We start from the raw sequence: 15,754 nt of genomic DNA, 5'->3' as shown, positions 1-15,754 counted from the left end.
GGCTTACATGACGGATTTAATCAGATCGGACAAATCAACGATTTGGGGAATGCCATTAAAATTGTGAAATTTTTAAATTAAAATGCCAATGAAAAAGTGGATTATGTTATGGGCAATGGGCAGCTGTGTGCTCGGAGTTTTTGCACAGCATCCGGCAAAGGTTTCTGAGCTTAAGAAACGTTATGTAACCTATCCCTTTACGGATCCGGATCCCATAGCTTCAGCTCAAAAGTTGTATCCTTATTTCCGCTTTGACGGTTTTACAAATACGGCTATTGAAAAGGACTGGAAAACCGTTATCCTGGAAAACGATTATATTCGGGTACAGGTGATGCCAGAGATCGGTGGGAAAATTTGGTCGGCCTATGATAAGGTCAATAAGCGGGACTATATTTACAACAATGGCGTTGTGAAATTTAGGGATATTGCCATGCGGGGACCATGGACGAGTGGTGGTATCGAAGCGAATTATGGTATTATTGGACACACGCCCAATACTTCTACCCCGGTCGATTACCTTACGCAGGAAAATGCGGATGGAAGCGTAAGTTGCTTTATCCACGCTTATGATATGCTGAGCCGTAGTAACTGGACCTTGGAGATCCGATTAGAAAAAGACAAAGGTTATTTTTCTACACGTTCCTTTTGGTATAATGCCAATGCGGTTGAACAACCTTATTATACCTGGATGAATCTGGGTGTTGCTGCGGGACAAGATCTGAAGTTTTTGTATCCCGGAAATCAATATATCGGTCATGATGGGGATGCGCATGCCTGGCCTATCGATAGCCAGGGACGGGATCTTTCTAACTATAGCGAGAATGCTTTTGGCAGTTCTAAATCATATCATGTATTGGGCGCGCATAGTAATGCTTTCGGGGTTTACTATACAGATCATAATTATGGAATGGCCCGTTATGCCCTCCGTGAAGATAAATTAGGGAAAAAGATATTTCTTTGGTCGCAGGCTGGAGATGGCAAGATCTGGGAAAATTTATTGACTGATCAGAGTGGGCAATATGTGGAAATCCAAAGTGGACGTCTGTTCAATCAAAATGTTCCTTCCAGCAGCCAGACCCCCTTTAAACAACTTGGATTTGCGCCTTATCAAAGTGACAGTTGGACAGAATACTGGATGCCATTTTCAGGGATAGGAAAACCGAAGGAGATACAACTTTCAGCAGCAATTCAGATAAAACGTGAGAACAATACGCTATTATTGGATCTTGATCCAAAGCGACCTTTAAAAGATAGTATATATGTGCTTGATAGCATAGGTACTGTATTAAATCGAAGTTTTATTGAAGCCCAATTGGGCGAACCTACCAGGTTATCCTTGATGGTAGCAACCGACTCAAGACCTCGCTATCTGAAATTGGGACAGGATTATTTTAATCTCAGAACGGATACATCTTGGTCAAAACTGAATAGACCCACTGTAATTTCAGCGGAAGTAAGCTCAGATACGGGGCAGACCAAATTATTGGAGATACGTGATCTCATTCGCTTTAGGCAATATACGCTTGCGGAAGTAAAATTAAAGGAACTGATCCAGCATGGCGCTACTTCGCAGACCTACCTTGAAATGGCCAAAATGGCCTGGTTTAAAATGGAATATCAGCAATGTTATGCCTATGCCCGGCAAGCATTGTCTATGGATACTTATGATGCACAGGCAAATTACTACTATGGTTTGGCAGCGATTAAGCTAAAAAAAGATAACGATGCTTTAGATGGTTTTGAAGTCGCTTCATTAAATCCGACTTGGCGAAGTGCTTCCTTTGTGCAAATGGCCAAATATTACTATCGGATTAAACAATATGAACGTGCAGGGGATTATATCGCAAAAGCTGTAGTTGCAAATCCGCTAAATATAGATGCCTTGCAGATGGACGTGTTGGTTCAGCACAAAAAAGGAGCTGTAACAGATCGTCTTTCCCATCAGGCAATTCTCCAATATGATCCGTTTAATGCCTTTCTCCAATTTGAGGAAAAGAAGACATTTTCATCCCGGCAAGAGTTTGCCGCTGAAAAGCTGATGGAACTGGCGATATGGTATGCTGATCTTGGAGAGTTTGAATCGGCCACCGATCTACTCCGCTCGGGACAGAAGAATACGGAAGCATTAATTTGGCTAGCTTGGCTGACACGATCGAATAAGTCGATCAGTCAGGAATGGTTAAATCAGGCAACGCAAAGTAAGCCAGCTTTTGTCTTCCCATTTCGAGAAGAAAGTAACCAAGTATTCCAATGGGCAAAAGAGAACAGTAAAAGTTGGACGATCGATTATCTGACTGCACTATTGTATCGTTTCAGGAATCAGCCCCAAAAAGCAAGAGAAATTTTGTCGGCAGTAGGCCAGGAGCCAACAGATTTTGCCGCCTATTATGCGCTGAAATCAAGTTTGCAAGATACGAGCCGTATAGATCTGGCGGTACAGATGATGCAGCAGGCAACCTTGATGGAACCACAAGAATGGCGATATGGGCTACATTTGGTGGAGCTCCTAAACAATAGTCAGTCTTATAAAGAAGCCCTTAAGGTGAGTACAGCATATCATCGCAAATTTCCGAAGAATTATATACTAACCTTGGCACAGGTACGTACATTGTTATTGGGGAAAGAATACATGCGGGCTGAGAAAGAATTGGAAGAGGTGACCATACTTCCATTTGAAGGTGCAACTGAAGGCCATCGGTATTATGTACAGACTAAATTAATGTTGGCCTACCAATTTATCCTTGAAAAGAAATATAAAGAGGCAAAATTGAAAATTGCGGAATCGAGATTATGGCCCATGGATTTGGGTGTTGGTGAGCCTTATGCCGATGAAAAAAATGAAATATTGGCTGACTGGCTTGAACTGCATTTGCAGCAAGGGAATAATCCGGGAAATCCAGATCTTTTGAAAAAAATTGCCCAGCGTAAACCTTCAAAAAACAGGTATGAACTGATGCTTCGAAAACTTGCAGAAGAACAATTAAAGCTGTCGAAAGGGGAAGGATCTGCCGCGAAGAAGGAAGATTTAAAAGGAATGATTCCTTCGGATCATGATCTTTTCAAGCGGATTAAAGAAGGAACCCTTGCAAGTTATTGGCCTGAATTGATCCGAAAAATCTATTTTGAACAGGATCAACGGTTATTCTGATGCGGTGTTAACGTTGCAAGGATATGTTAATCACATTAAAAAGTAGTCGCTTTTGCGACCACTTTTTAATGTGATATTTTCAGATTAATCTAAGCCTATACGAATGGCTTGTTCAACTGGAGTATATCCTTCTGTGGAATCCGAGATTGCTAATTCCTCCCTCAACAACAAGGGCGGTTGTGCCATAAATTTAGGAAGAGTTCCACTGTGTGGTTGAGCTGAATGGACTAGAAACGGATGGCAAAGATAAACTGTACCTGCTTTACCCGTTGCATACACCTCTTTCCTTTTGGGCAGCTCGTCCAACTTATTCGCAAGCTGCATAAACGAAAGACCAAACTCTCCCTCCTTGGCTAAGAGCTTTGCCACATCAATGTGAGAACCTTCATATATGATCGTAGACGCATCATTTTCGCTTACCTCCGAATACAACACAAGCATTAATAAAGCTCGACCTTTGGATCTGACATTGATACGCCACTCTAAATAATTGTTTGGGTCATGGCCAGCGAAACTTGCGTCGACGTGCTTACCCGTATCATTTGGTTTCTGGATAGATGGAAACCTTATAGGGAAGGTACCCACATTTCGACAGGGTATCCACCTGTCTTTACCCACCAATTGATCAAAAATTAAATGTATTTTTTTTGTATTTAATGATTCGATAAAAGGTGGTTGAGTATACATACCCAAGCGTATAACTGGTTCGGTCCAAGTTTGCGGATTAGACCTTTCACAGGGAAGGTCATTCCATAGGATATCTAAAACTGCATCCGCTGTTTCTTTTGAAAATGCATTTTCAATGCGAACAAAGCCACTAAGAATGAATTGCTCTATTTCCTTTTTACTTAGTATTTCTGACATAATTCTTTTGATATATAACCTATTTAGGGACAATAATTGCGTATTGACCTATTTGTTTAGATAATGAATAAAATTTTAAAATAGAAATCTACGCTATGTGGATAGTACACAGCGCCATGCTTAAGAACTAAGCAAGAAAAGGGTGTTATAACATTACAGTCATTTTCATAGTGCAAATGTAAAGAATTATTTTGAGATCGAAACGTATCATATGGGGCCGGGTAGTAGGTTCTGTACTAGCTTAGATAAAAAAAGCCCTAACATTCGTTAGAGCTTCTCCCGTCGGGATGGCCGGATTTGAACCGACGACCTCCAGCACCCCATGCTGGCGCGATACCGGGCTACGCTACATCCCGTTTATTCCAATTTGATTGAAAGTCGTATTTAAATAGGACGATTAGCCGGAATAATTTTTTTGTAGGGCTAAAATAGTAATTATTGACAAAAAATAAAATGTAAATACGAAAAAACGCCATTTTAAATCGAATGGCGTTTTTCTTAGTTAATAGATGCTGATTAGAACTTATAACCGACCATAATGCCGATTGTTTTATTTTTTGCGTCTAAGGTCTTGTCGATACTCGTAAAACCATGGCTGTAATAAGCATCTAATGTAAGGTGACTGATATCTACACCGATCCCCACTCTACCATCAAATGAAAATTTCTTATAATCGGTATTTGCGCTGGACTTCACTGTTTTTACATCATAGTTTAACTGCGGGCCCAATAGCCCACGGAGGTTGAAGTCGCCATTTTCCAAAAATTTATAACCGACCTGTAATGGTAGATTTATTTGATAGAATTTAGGTGTTTTCTGCACATTTTCGAAGGTATATTCTTTACGCAACAGACTGGCACCGATTCCGGGCTGGAAGAAAACGCGATCTCCAATACGGGCAAATCCTGCTACAGATACGCCGACTTTGCCATTATTATCTTTGACAGACTTGTTGCCAAAGGAACTCATATGATAGTTGCTTCCGACCTGTAAACCATAAGTGATATCTTGCGCTTGTGTAGTACCTGCAATTCCTAATAATGTCAATCCCAACAGGGCTACTTTGAATGTTGTTTTCATTGTCAAATTATTTTTTGTGATCAATTGTATGTTGTTCTTTCCTTTATGACAATGGAAAATCCATATACCCTTAGAAAAAAAATATTTTATAAAATAGATGGCTTACCTTTAGTCGTCACAAAAGCCTTTTTATAAAGTTTTTTGGGTAAATATCATTGGCCGATGGGAGGATGTCATGTACTCGCCTGAGCATCTATACGAAAAGAATTACGAATAGGTATAAATAAGGGATTTGAAATTATATGGCGGATGTATCGAAGTTGATATTAAAAAAAGTGAAAAATTTGTAAGGGTAATAGTCTATTGGGGTGTCTTACTAATAAAGTGGATTATTTAAACAATAAGACAGATTTGATCAATGTCGGAAAATAAAGAAAAGAATTTTGAGCAGCTTTTTCGGGCGCACTACAAAGAGTTACATCGTTATGCCTACCGGTATCTAGGCGATAGTGATGTGGCGGAAGAGGTTGTGCAACAGGTGTTTTTGCGGCTTTGGGAACGCGATTGGGAGGAGCAGATACATACTTCATTAAAAGCGTATTTATATCGGGCTATTTATAATGAAAGTATGAATGTGCTGAAAAAAGAGCAACGTAAGCTAAAATATCAATCCCACGAACTGCATAGGCAGGATTTTGTACCTGCGGTTGATGAAAGTACGCGGGATTTGGACGAAAAGCTACAGGTCGCATTGGCGGAATTACCTGAAAAAAGCCGTACGGTCTTTGAGTTAAGCCGTTTTCAGGAAATGAAATATAAGGATATCGCAGTAACCCTGGATCTGTCGATTAAAACTGTTGAGGGACATATGAGCAAGGCACTGAAGCATTTGCGTATCGAACTTATGGATTATTTAACATTGATTATTTGCTTTCTTATCTATACGCTATGAATAAGGAACTGTTAGAAAGATATATCATTGGCGAGACCAATGAAATAGAGAATATCATGATACACGATTGGTTAGAAGAAGACGCTAACAATAAGGAGGAGTACATAAAAATGAAAAAAATGTGGGATAGTTTGCCCAAACCCCTGGATGTTCCTGATGTGAACGTAGATAAGGCTTGGGCTGACTTCAAAGTTGTGCGAGATAAAAGAGCGGCAGAAGCTGCGGTAATCCCCCAAAAAAAGACTTCTGTAATTCAATGGAGCTGGTGGTTAGCAGCAAGTATCTTGGTCTTTTGTGCTGTAGGATTCTATGTGTTTGATCAATCTCATCGTGAGGAAATGTTTCTTTCGAGTATGGAGCAAGTGCGCCAAGATTCCCTACCTGATGGTTCGGTAGTTACCTTAAATAAAAATACGGAGCTGGCTTATTCAAGCAGGTGGACCAATAATAATAGAAATGTGGCATTGAAAAGAGGGGAAGTGTTTTTCCAGGTCCACAAGGATAAAAAACATCCCTTTGTCATTGAGACAGGGAAAACCAAAATTACGGTATTGGGCACCAGCTTTAATGTGCGCCGAACATCAGATGCGACGGAAGTTATTGTTGCTACAGGATTGGTTAAAGTCGGTTATGCAAAAAAGGAAGTCTTTTTGCGACCACAACAAATGATTACAATCCGGGATAGTGATACAATAAAAGTAGGAAAGGAACCTGTCAAGGATCAGTTTTATAAATATTATGTGGATCGTGTGTTTGATTTTGAGAATACCCCATTGCAGCGTGTTGTTGAGCTGCTAAATCAAGCTTATGCGTATAAGATTATTATTGACCATCCTGCTGATCAGAAATTATTATTGACAGCAAAATTCGAACAAAATAGTTTAACTGAAATTTTGAAAGTCATTTCTAGCACATTTGGATTAAACGTAAATGTGAAAGACAGCGAGATTCATCTGACGAGGTGAGCCAACAGATAGATATATTTTCAGAACAAAATTGTATAGAAAACAACATGATACTATTTTTTATAAAGAGGGTAGAGCTTTATCTCTTAATTTTAATGCTGTGTTCGTTCCATTTGGGAAGGGCACAGCAAAAGCTCGCTGCAACGATTCAAATACCAGCCTTTCCAGAGACTACTGTAGGTGAAGTTTTTCGTTTGTTGAAGGAGCAGCAGGATGTATTGTTCTCCTTTAATGGAAATATCCTACAGACAGACAGTGTGATTCATACTAAAGCCTTCAAAGGGAATTTGTATGATTATCTGGATCGGATTTTGGGCAAGGAATATAGTTTTAAAGAACTTGGACGGCATATTATTATTCAATATACACCTCAGCGGATGTCGGTGGAGTTTGAAGTGAAGACACCTCATAAAAACAAAGTTGTTATAGCGGGGTATATCAAAAATATTCGGACTAATAATCCGATTTCCAATGCCAGTATCTTTGATCGAAGTGCTTTATTGTCTACGTTGACGGACCGAAATGGCTACTTTGAGCTGGACGTAAAGAAAAAAAGTAATCTCATTGCAGTGAACGTTAGTAAGGAGGCTTTTCGGGACACCAGTGTTATGGTGATTTTTCCGATAGAAGCGCAAATTGGCGATAAGAAGAAGCGTGAATATGGCTATTTTGAAGGGTATGAAGAAGATCATGGTCTTTATCGATCTTTTTGGGGACGGGTATTTCTGTCTCCTGCCCAAAAGATCCAAAGTATGAATTTGGGCGGGATGTTTTTGTATAGCCCATACCAAATTTCGATGACACCGGGATTAAGTACACATGGTTTTATACAATCGCAAATTGTGAATAAATTTTCCATAAACATTATTGGTGGATCTACTGCGGGGGTAAAAGGTATTGAGCTTGGTGGCGTATTTAATATTAATCAATATGATATGCAAGGCTTGCAAATGGGCGGTGTTTTCAATGCCGTTGGGGGAAGTGTGCGTGGTGTACAACTTGCCGGTGTAGGAAACCGTGTGTTCGGAGAAATGAAAGGTTTGCAAGTGGCAGGCGTCTTCAATGGTGTAGGAGAAAATGTAAGTGGGGTACAGATCGCCGGTGTGGGAAACCATGTTTCCGGGGAAGTGAAAGGTCTGCAAATAGCGGGTGTTTTTAACAAAGCGGATACGGTTAGAGGTGTTCAAATCGCTGGTGTTGTAAATTTAGCCAATGAGGCTCCAGGAACGACACAGCTTGCTAGCATACTTAACAATAGCGAATCGACTGTTGGAAGTCAATTAGCAGGCATCGCTAATAAAGCTAAAAAAGTAAGCGGAGTTCAGGTGGCAGGTATCGTTAATATTGCCGATAGTAGTGATTATCCCATTGGTCTGCTTAATTTTATTAAAAATGGTGAGCAGAGTCTTTCAGTAGCGGTCAATGAGGATAGCTATCTCGGATTACAATTTCGTTCAGGTGGTCGTGTACTCTATAGTATATTATCGATCAATAGGGCACTCGATGGCAACAGACCGGATAAATATGCCTTTGAAGCAGGTTTAGGTGCAGTATTGATCAATAGGACCAAGTTTAGTCTGCGTACGGAAATAGCTACACGTAATTATCTGACAGAGAAATTTAAAAGCCTGGATAATCATCAGTCCTCGCTGCGGGTAATTCCGGCGTTTAAACTAAGTGAGCGCATGTCTATATTTGTGGCTCCCAGCTTGAACTATGCGGAAAGAGACGAGAATTCAATTTATGGTGGTAGTACATTGTGGAAAGCTTGGCGGAGAGACCGTACCCGAAATACGTTTTATGGAGGTGGAATGGCAGGTCTTATGCTAAAATTATAAAACTAAAAACTATTTGGCAATAGCATTGTTCTATAGATAGCTTTTAAACATTTAACATTTTACGTAAACGCCCTATATCAATCTGATAGAGGGCGTTTATCTTTGTATAGCTGAGAAAGAACAGTGTTTAAGCAACTGTCGCAGTCTTTAATACATTGCGGTAAGGATAAGAATGGAAGATGTGTCTACGGGCAAATCGACCTAAAGAATCTGCGTTGACAAATTTAATATAGTCATTCCGCTGAACACCGAAATATTCATATTGACTGCCGTCATGAAAAGTGACTGTCAATATTTGTGCTTTCCAGTCAATATCCTGAATGCCAGAATTGGTAATTGTCTCCGTGTAGATCGGCAACTGTTGCTCTAATGTTTCTGGACAGATGCTTACCAGGAAATGGTAGGCTTCAATCATTTCCACACTTTTTTGCTCTGCAGCCAAACGACCTTCTTCATCATTGACAAATTTATCTGGATGACATTCTTTCATGATTGTCCGGTAGGTAGATTTTAGGGTTTTAAGATCCACAGATTTCTCTACGTTAAGTAACTTCCGGTAGTCGGCAATTTTTTTCATGGCGGCAAAGATATGCTTAATAATCAGATTATTCGTTATGAAATATGAAAAAAACTTATTTCTTCAACAAGGTTTTTACATAGAGCTGTTCGACCTTCTCTCTAGCCCAAGGTGTTTTCCTTAAGAAAGTTAGGGAGGATTTGACGCTCGGATTCTCATTGAAGCAACGGATGGATATGCGTTGTCCCAACTCTTCCCAACCATAATACTCCACTAAATATTCAATGATCGTGTCGAGCCTTTTTCCGTGTAATGGATTATTAATTTGTTCTTGCATGTCGTAAAGATAATAATCTTCAAATTATGGATTGCGCTAATTTTTATGGTTTGGATGAAAATGGAGCTGAACCTAGTGTGTATTAATCTTCTTTAAGTTGTGTTGCCAGCTTTTCTAGTTCTAAATTGAGCTGTTCGTCCCAAATTGCCCCAGTGGCATCCAGTTTCCCTTTGACTCCTTGTATCAGCAGATTTCGTTTTTCATCAATTTGAGCGCCCAGTCCCTGCAGGATACGTTGTAGTTCGATATGCGCTGTTTCGCCTTGCGCAGCAGCGGTAATGATACTAACGGGTTTATCGGTGAAAACCGTGGTTGCGGCGCACCATTCAAGTAGATTTTTTAATCCACTGGGTACACTGAAAATATATTCAGGGCTACTGATCAATACCAAATCGGCATCGTTGATTACCTGACGAAGTGCAATAATTTCGATTGGTGGATGGGTCTGGCTTTCTTCAGGATCAAAATGAGGCAGTTCTTTAAGACGGTCAAATAGCGTGAAATGGATATTGGCACTAATCTCCTGTTGGAGGTGACTTACAATATGATGATTGGATGAATGTGCACTGGCGCTACCTACAATGGCAAAAATAGTTTTCATGTGAGTTTAAATCTAGTCAACGGCTGTATACTGCTGTTGTGTTTTTACTTTTTATATCCTTAATGAAGGAACTAAATTACAATATTCAATTCAAACGATTTACTTTGTTCTTCGCTTCAATGTAATTTTTCGTTTCTTTCTCCTTTTACCGATTAAGTTTATACTTTTGGAACTGAGGACTTATTATTGGCTTTTTTCGGATTATATGCTTTATTATGAGAAATAAAATGGGGTACCGCTTATTGTGGGAACGTATTCGTACAGGAGACGAGACGGCTTTCTTTGATCTATACGCGGCGCTCTATCAAGAGCTTGTCAATTTTGGAATACGCACTTGTGGCGACAGTGACTTGGCAAGTGAAGCAACCGATCAGGTATTTGTTAAAATTTGGGAGAAAAGAGAACAGCTAGATCGGGTAGAAAATGTACAGTCCTATCTCATTACTTTTTTAAAAAGACGTATTCTGCGTCTACTGGAGAAACAACATAAAATCAATACAGCCCTTCAAAATGTGAAAGCTGAAGATGATTGGGTGGAGATGCCCTATGAGGAGTTTGTCATCAAAGTACAGACGAATGAAATTATACAGATCCGTTTGAAGGAGGCGCTGGAGAAGTTGTCTTTTCGTCAGAAACAGCTGGTGAATCTGAAGTTTTTTGAGGGCTATTCCTATGAAAAAATAGCTGAAACTACGCAGATGTCCGTGAAAACTGCCTACAATACACTTTATGATGCTTTAAAGATTCTGAGGGAGGAATTAAAAGATATCTAAGTTTTGTGTCTGGCTTTTTATTTTAAGCCTTCAATAATAACATGCTCGTACGATGTTTGCAAAAGTAGGTGTGTTGATATTTTTTATTTAAAATAATTGATTGATTTTCAGTTGATTGAAAAATAATTTAAATTTTCCTTAGGAAAAAGCCATGCTTTAGGGCACTATAGAGTAAATACCCAAAAGAATGAGCCAAAAAGATTATAAACAGTTAGAAGATTTTTTGATTGATGATACTTTTCAGAAGTATTGTTCGGGAGAAGATAAAAACTGTATTCTATACTGGCAACAATATAGCCTGAATCATCCAGAACAAGCGGAGACGATTCTGAAAGCCAAACGCCTATTTCAACTCTTGGTTGGTAACCGTAGACCTGTGAATGAGCAATTGGAAAAATTGAAGACAGATCTGCAGAATGCTCCAGTAGAACATCGCGTGTCCTATCGGTTTAACTGGCCTAAATGGGCAGCCATTGCCGCTGTATTTGTCGCTTTGGTATCGGGTGGTATCTGGTATTATGCTCAACCAGGCAAAGTTGATACGACATTACCAATAAGCGCAATTGGCCAGGTCTATCAAACAAAAAATGGTGAAAAAAAGACCTTCGAATTAAGTGACGGAAGTACAGTGACATTAAACTCTGCTAGTAAACTGGAGTTATCGGCAGATTTCAATCAGGAATTGCGTGTGGTGCGGCTTGCGGGTGAAGGTTATTTTCAGGTGGCCAAGAATAAGGAAAAACCTTTTGTGGTACAAGCATCTGATTTTGATATCAAGGTCCTGGGAACAACATTTAATGTGAAGAGTTATTCCGATGAACCTACAGCAGAAGCACTGCTTGTAGAAGGTTCGATTGAAATGACGAGCAAAGGACAGCGTGAAAATTCTGTGGTCATCAAGCCGAATCAAAAAATCACGATCTTTAAGAATCAAGCTGAAATAGCAGTCGCTCGTAAAACCAATAAACCAACCGCGAGCAAATTACCGATTAAGGAGATTGCCATAGAGAACATCCCTACAATAGAATCCAATACAGCTGAAATACCAGATATTGCATGGCGTGAAAATAGATTAGAAATCGTGGACCAAGATTTTGAATCGCTTCGCCGGACATTAGAACGCTGGTATGATGTGGATATCCAAATCCAAAATGATCAATTAAAACAATACCGTTTTACGGCAACTTTTAGTAGGGAGAATATTGCTCAGGTACTGAGTGCTTTACAGAGCGTTGAACCTTTTAAATTTAATGTATATGGGAGAAAAATAACTATATCAGAAAAGTAAAAAGGATGGTGGACCAACACCATCCTTCATTGAAAAAATGATTAACCAAAAGCAGCAACATTGGGGCGTGCTGCTTAATATTAATTTTAACCAACACTAAAATATGATTAAAAATTGCTTATTGCAAATGCGCAATGGATATATTGTGCATTTTAGATTCATTATCCGGATGAAACTAGCCTTAATTATGACTACGTGTGCTGTTATGAATGTTTCGGCAAATGTATTTTCCCAACAAAAAGTCTCCTTTGATGTCCAAAAAACAAAACTGAGCAAGGTACTTAAAATGATCGAAGAGCAAAGTGATTATTACTTTGTTTATAATTCGACGAATGAAAATTTAAATAAAGAAGTGTCAGTCAATGCGAATAATACCAAGGTATTGGATGTGTTGGCTAAGCTTTTCAATAAAAGTGGATTGGTTTATTCCGTTTCTAAGGAAGGTCTTGTGGTTGTCAGTCAACAGCAGCAGGTGGCTGTCGCAGGTGTCGTCACTGACGATAAAGGCAATCCCTTAGCTGGTGCTACGGTACGTGTTAAGGGAACCGCGGTAGGACGTGCAACAGATATCAATGGACGCTTTATGATCGATGCGGCAACGGGAAACACCTTAATTATTTCTTTTGCAGGTTACACTTCGCAAGAAGTGGCCGTAACCAAAGAGGGTGATCTGAAAATTGTTTTATTGGAAGATAATCGGATGCTCAATGAGGTCGTTGTGACGGCATTGGGTATGAAGAAAGAGAAGCGCTCATTGGGGTATTCTGTTACGCAGGTTGCCGGTGAATCGCTAACCACAGCCCGTGAAAATAATGTGATGAATTCACTCGTAGGAAAGGTGGCCGGGTTGGATATCAGTTCTACTTCTGGCGGTGCCGGAGCTGCGTCCAATGTGACCATCCGCGGGGTATCGAGTTTGAATCAGACAAATCAACCATTATACGTAATTAACGGTATTCCTATGGAAAGTAAGCCGGTAGGTATCGGAAACGCCAATTCCAAAGGAAACTCAGGGAGCCAATGGGATAATGCACCCGATCTTGGCGATGCAATCGGCAATATCAACCCAGACGATATTGAAAGTATTTCGGTATTGAAAGGTGCTGCAGCATCTGCATTATATGGTTCAAGAGCCAAGGCAGGGGTTATCCTTATTACAACAAAATCAGGAAAAGGCAATTCGATCGATTTTAATAGTAACCTTGTTGCCGAGCAAATTATAGACAACACGAATTGGCAAACAGTCTATGGTCAGGGGGCAAACGGTGAGAAGCCAACGACCCAAGCAGGCGCAGCCCAAGTGGGAGGTTCAAGCTGGGGAGCTAAATTAGATGGAACACCCGTCGTACAATTCGATGGCGCATCAAGACCTTATTCATTACAAAAGGGAAATTTAGATCGGTTTTACCGCACTGGTTCGACATGGACTAATACATTAGCGTTAAATAAATCATTTGATGGTGGCTCTATTCGTCTGTCAGGGACAGATGTCAATAACAGATCTGTTGTTCCAAATTCGGGACTGAAAAGACAGTCGTTCAATTTGGTTGGACTTTTTGAGCCACTCAAAGGTTTGACGATTGATGCACGCTATAATATGATTCTGGAGCAAGTCAAAAATCGTCCAATGGTTTCTGACGGTGCTGGAAATGCCAATTACAACGTCATGTTTTTGCCAACGAGCATCAATGTAAACGATTTGAAGCCATGGAAAGATGACAATGGAAAAGAAATCCTTTATAATTCGGGGAATGTGTATGCAACCAACCCTTGGTTTGCAGCAAATGAGTTTATCAATAATACGAACCGGGATCGTTCGATCGCTTCCGTAACAGCAAAGTATACCATGGGTAATGGTTTGTTTGTTCAGGGAAGGGCAGGAAGAGATGGTTATACCGATCATTATAAGAATGTTGTTCCTTCTGGCACCGGCTATTATGAGAATGGTAAAATTGCAGAGCAAGAAACTAAATTTGCAGATATTAATGCCGATGTTTTGGTCGGTAAGTCATTCACTTTCGGAGATTATACCCTTACACCTAATCTTGGTGCGAGTTACCGAAATACTAAAATCAGACAGACGACCAATTTAGGTACCGACTTCGCGATATTTGGTGTGTATAATATTTTGAACGCAAAAAATAAGTCGGTAGCGTATCTCGAAAGTGAATCGGAGACACAGTCTACTTATGGTACCTTAGAATTTGCTTATAAAGATATAGCTTATTTGACTGGTAGTTTACGCTCTGACTGGTTTTCTACCTTAGCCACACCTGGAGTAGATAATAAATTAAACTCTGTTTATCCCGCAATCTCGGGTTCATTTATCTTTTCAGAATATCTAAAACCATCATGGTTGAGTTTTGGAAAGTTGAGAGCAGGTTTTGCTCAGGTAGGACAGGCAACAGATCCTTATCAAACCTTGTTAACCTATAATTTTAGAAGTGAGGTACTTAACGGACAACCTTTAGGGGTTATTAACAATGTGAATATTCCGAACTCTTCTTTAAAAGCTTCTACAGCAACAGAGTTGGAAATCGGAACGGAGTTGCGTCTTTTTAATAATCGTGTAAATTTGGATCTAACATGGTATAACAAAAAGTCGAAAGATGAGATTTCCTTTATCACAACGCCTTCCGCAAGCGGATATGCCGGTGCCGTACTCAATGCCGGTAAAATGCAAAATAAGGGATTTGAAGCATTGATTTCAGCCACAGTTGTCAAAACGGAAGATTTTAAATGGGTATCCTCATTGAATGGTTCTTACAACGACAATAAAGTGATTTCATTGGCTGAAGGAATGGACGAGCAGACGGTAGCGACTTCGCGTTCGGGTGTAGGTTACTTAATGAATAAAGTTGGTATGCCTGCTTTTCAGATCATGGCTTTCGATTATAAATACGATAGTAATGGTGAGATCGTAAAATTGGCCGATGGTTCTCCTGACCGGGGTGAGTTAAAGTCCTACGGTTCGGCAATGAATAAATGGTTTGCTGGCTGGAATAATGAGTTTAGCTACAAAAGGTTCAATTTTTCTTTCTTGGTTGATGGAAAATGGGGAGGAAAGCTTTTCTCGGGAACAGATTACTACGGTTATATTTTTGGATTACATCAGGAAACTGTGGCTGATCGTGAAAGCTTGGGCAGAACAGCTTCTACTTATTATACCAATACGGCAAATAATGTATCTAAGATATTTGTAAACAGCGCTGATTTTGTAAAATTGAGACAGGTCGTTATGGGCTATACTTTCCCATCCAATCTATTTAATAACAAAGTTAAGTCGATTACAGTAAGTGCTGTAGCGCGCAATCTCTGGACGATCATGAAGAAAACAAATAACATAGATCCAGAGTCGAGCTATAATGCAACTTTCCCGGGCCTAGAGCTTGGAGGTGTACCAGCTGTACGTACTTACGGTGTTAATTTAAGTGTTAAATTCTAATTGCAA

At 39.8% G+C, this 15,754-nt stretch carries 12 protein-coding genes and 1 tRNA gene; 7 read left to right on the top strand and 6 right to left on the bottom strand.

Annotated elements, in window-relative coordinates; translation table 11 throughout:
- The first annotated feature begins 88 nt into the window (after positions 1-88).
- A complete protein-coding gene (locus IQ31_RS07525; protein ID WP_158638814.1) occupies positions 89-3,148 on the top strand; it encodes a DUF5107 domain-containing protein in 3,060 nt (1,019 codons plus the stop codon).
- 84 nt (positions 3,149-3,232) lie between these two features.
- On the opposite strand, the gene IQ31_RS07520 is transcribed toward IQ31_RS07525, so the two are convergent.
- The 3 genes from IQ31_RS07520 to IQ31_RS07510 form a co-directional block, all read right to left on the bottom strand.
- Complete coding sequence (locus IQ31_RS07520) at positions 3,233-4,012, bottom strand: phytanoyl-CoA dioxygenase family protein (protein ID WP_145327597.1); 780 nt, start codon at positions 4,010-4,012, stop codon at positions 3,233-3,235.
- Between the two features lie 282 nt (positions 4,013-4,294).
- A tRNA-Pro gene (locus IQ31_RS07515) sits at positions 4,295-4,368 on the bottom strand.
- Positions 4,369-4,528: 160 nt separating this feature from the next.
- A complete protein-coding gene (locus IQ31_RS07510; protein WP_088160652.1) occupies positions 4,529-5,092 on the bottom strand; it encodes a porin family protein in 564 nt (187 codons plus the stop codon).
- 358 nt (positions 5,093-5,450) lie between these two features.
- On the opposite strand from IQ31_RS07510, the gene IQ31_RS07505 reads away from it, so the two are divergent.
- From IQ31_RS07505 to IQ31_RS07495, 3 genes are read left to right on the top strand one after another with little or no spacing between them, the layout of a single operon-like run.
- Entirely contained in the window at positions 5,451-5,984 is a 534-nt protein-coding gene (locus IQ31_RS07505; protein WP_075991645.1) for an RNA polymerase sigma-70 factor, read from the top strand.
- Positions 5,981-6,949: a FecR family protein gene (locus IQ31_RS07500; protein WP_088160653.1), complete on the top strand. Its 969-nt coding sequence runs from the start codon at positions 5,981-5,983 to the stop codon at positions 6,947-6,949. The genes IQ31_RS07505 and IQ31_RS07500 overlap by 4 nt, the downstream gene beginning before the upstream one ends.
- A 47-nt stretch (positions 6,950-6,996) precedes the next feature.
- The gene (locus IQ31_RS07495) at positions 6,997-8,787 is read left to right on the top strand and encodes a carboxypeptidase-like regulatory domain-containing protein (RefSeq protein ID WP_145327596.1); all 1,791 of its coding nucleotides are present in this window, start codon (positions 6,997-6,999) and stop codon (positions 8,785-8,787) included.
- Positions 8,788-8,914: 127 nt separating this feature from the next.
- On the opposite strand, the gene IQ31_RS07490 is transcribed toward IQ31_RS07495, so the two are convergent.
- From IQ31_RS07490 to IQ31_RS07480, 3 genes are all read right to left on the bottom strand, one after another.
- Positions 8,915-9,364, bottom strand: a complete 450-nt coding sequence (locus tag IQ31_RS07490; RefSeq protein ID WP_088160655.1) for a KTSC domain-containing protein — start codon at positions 9,362-9,364, stop codon at positions 8,915-8,917.
- A 55-nt stretch (positions 9,365-9,419) separates the two neighbouring features.
- On the bottom strand, positions 9,420-9,641 hold the full coding sequence (locus IQ31_RS07485; protein WP_046674232.1) for a VF530 family protein: 222 nt from the start codon (positions 9,639-9,641) through the stop codon (positions 9,420-9,422).
- 82 nt (positions 9,642-9,723) lie between these two features.
- Positions 9,724-10,242: an NADPH-dependent FMN reductase gene (locus IQ31_RS07480; protein ID WP_075991649.1), complete on the bottom strand. Its 519-nt coding sequence runs from the start codon at positions 10,240-10,242 to the stop codon at positions 9,724-9,726.
- Positions 10,243-10,457: 215 nt separating this feature from the next.
- Here IQ31_RS07480 and IQ31_RS07475 point away from each other — a divergent pair, with 215 nt between their 5' ends.
- The 3 genes from IQ31_RS07475 to IQ31_RS07465 all read left to right on the top strand — a co-directional run bounded on the left by IQ31_RS07475 (position 10,458) and on the right by IQ31_RS07465 (position 15,748).
- Complete coding sequence (locus IQ31_RS07475; RefSeq protein WP_075991650.1) at positions 10,458-11,015, top strand: RNA polymerase sigma factor; 558 nt, start codon at positions 10,458-10,460, stop codon at positions 11,013-11,015.
- A 187-nt stretch (positions 11,016-11,202) separates the two neighbouring features.
- On the top strand, positions 11,203-12,303 hold the full coding sequence (locus IQ31_RS07470; protein ID WP_075991651.1) for a FecR family protein: 1,101 nt from the start codon (positions 11,203-11,205) through the stop codon (positions 12,301-12,303).
- Positions 12,304-12,490: 187 nt separating this feature from the next.
- Entirely contained in the window at positions 12,491-15,748 is a 3,258-nt protein-coding gene (locus tag IQ31_RS07465) for a SusC/RagA family TonB-linked outer membrane protein (RefSeq protein WP_244294407.1), read from the top strand.
- The last annotated feature ends 6 nt before the right edge of the window (positions 15,749-15,754 follow it).

The organism is Sphingobacterium siyangense, from assembly GCF_007830445.1.
Taxonomy (GTDB): Bacteria; Bacteroidota; Bacteroidia; order Sphingobacteriales; family Sphingobacteriaceae; genus Sphingobacterium; species Sphingobacterium siyangense.
The sequence above is the reverse complement of the archived record's forward strand: the minus strand, read 5'-3'. Positions and strand labels throughout refer to the sequence as shown.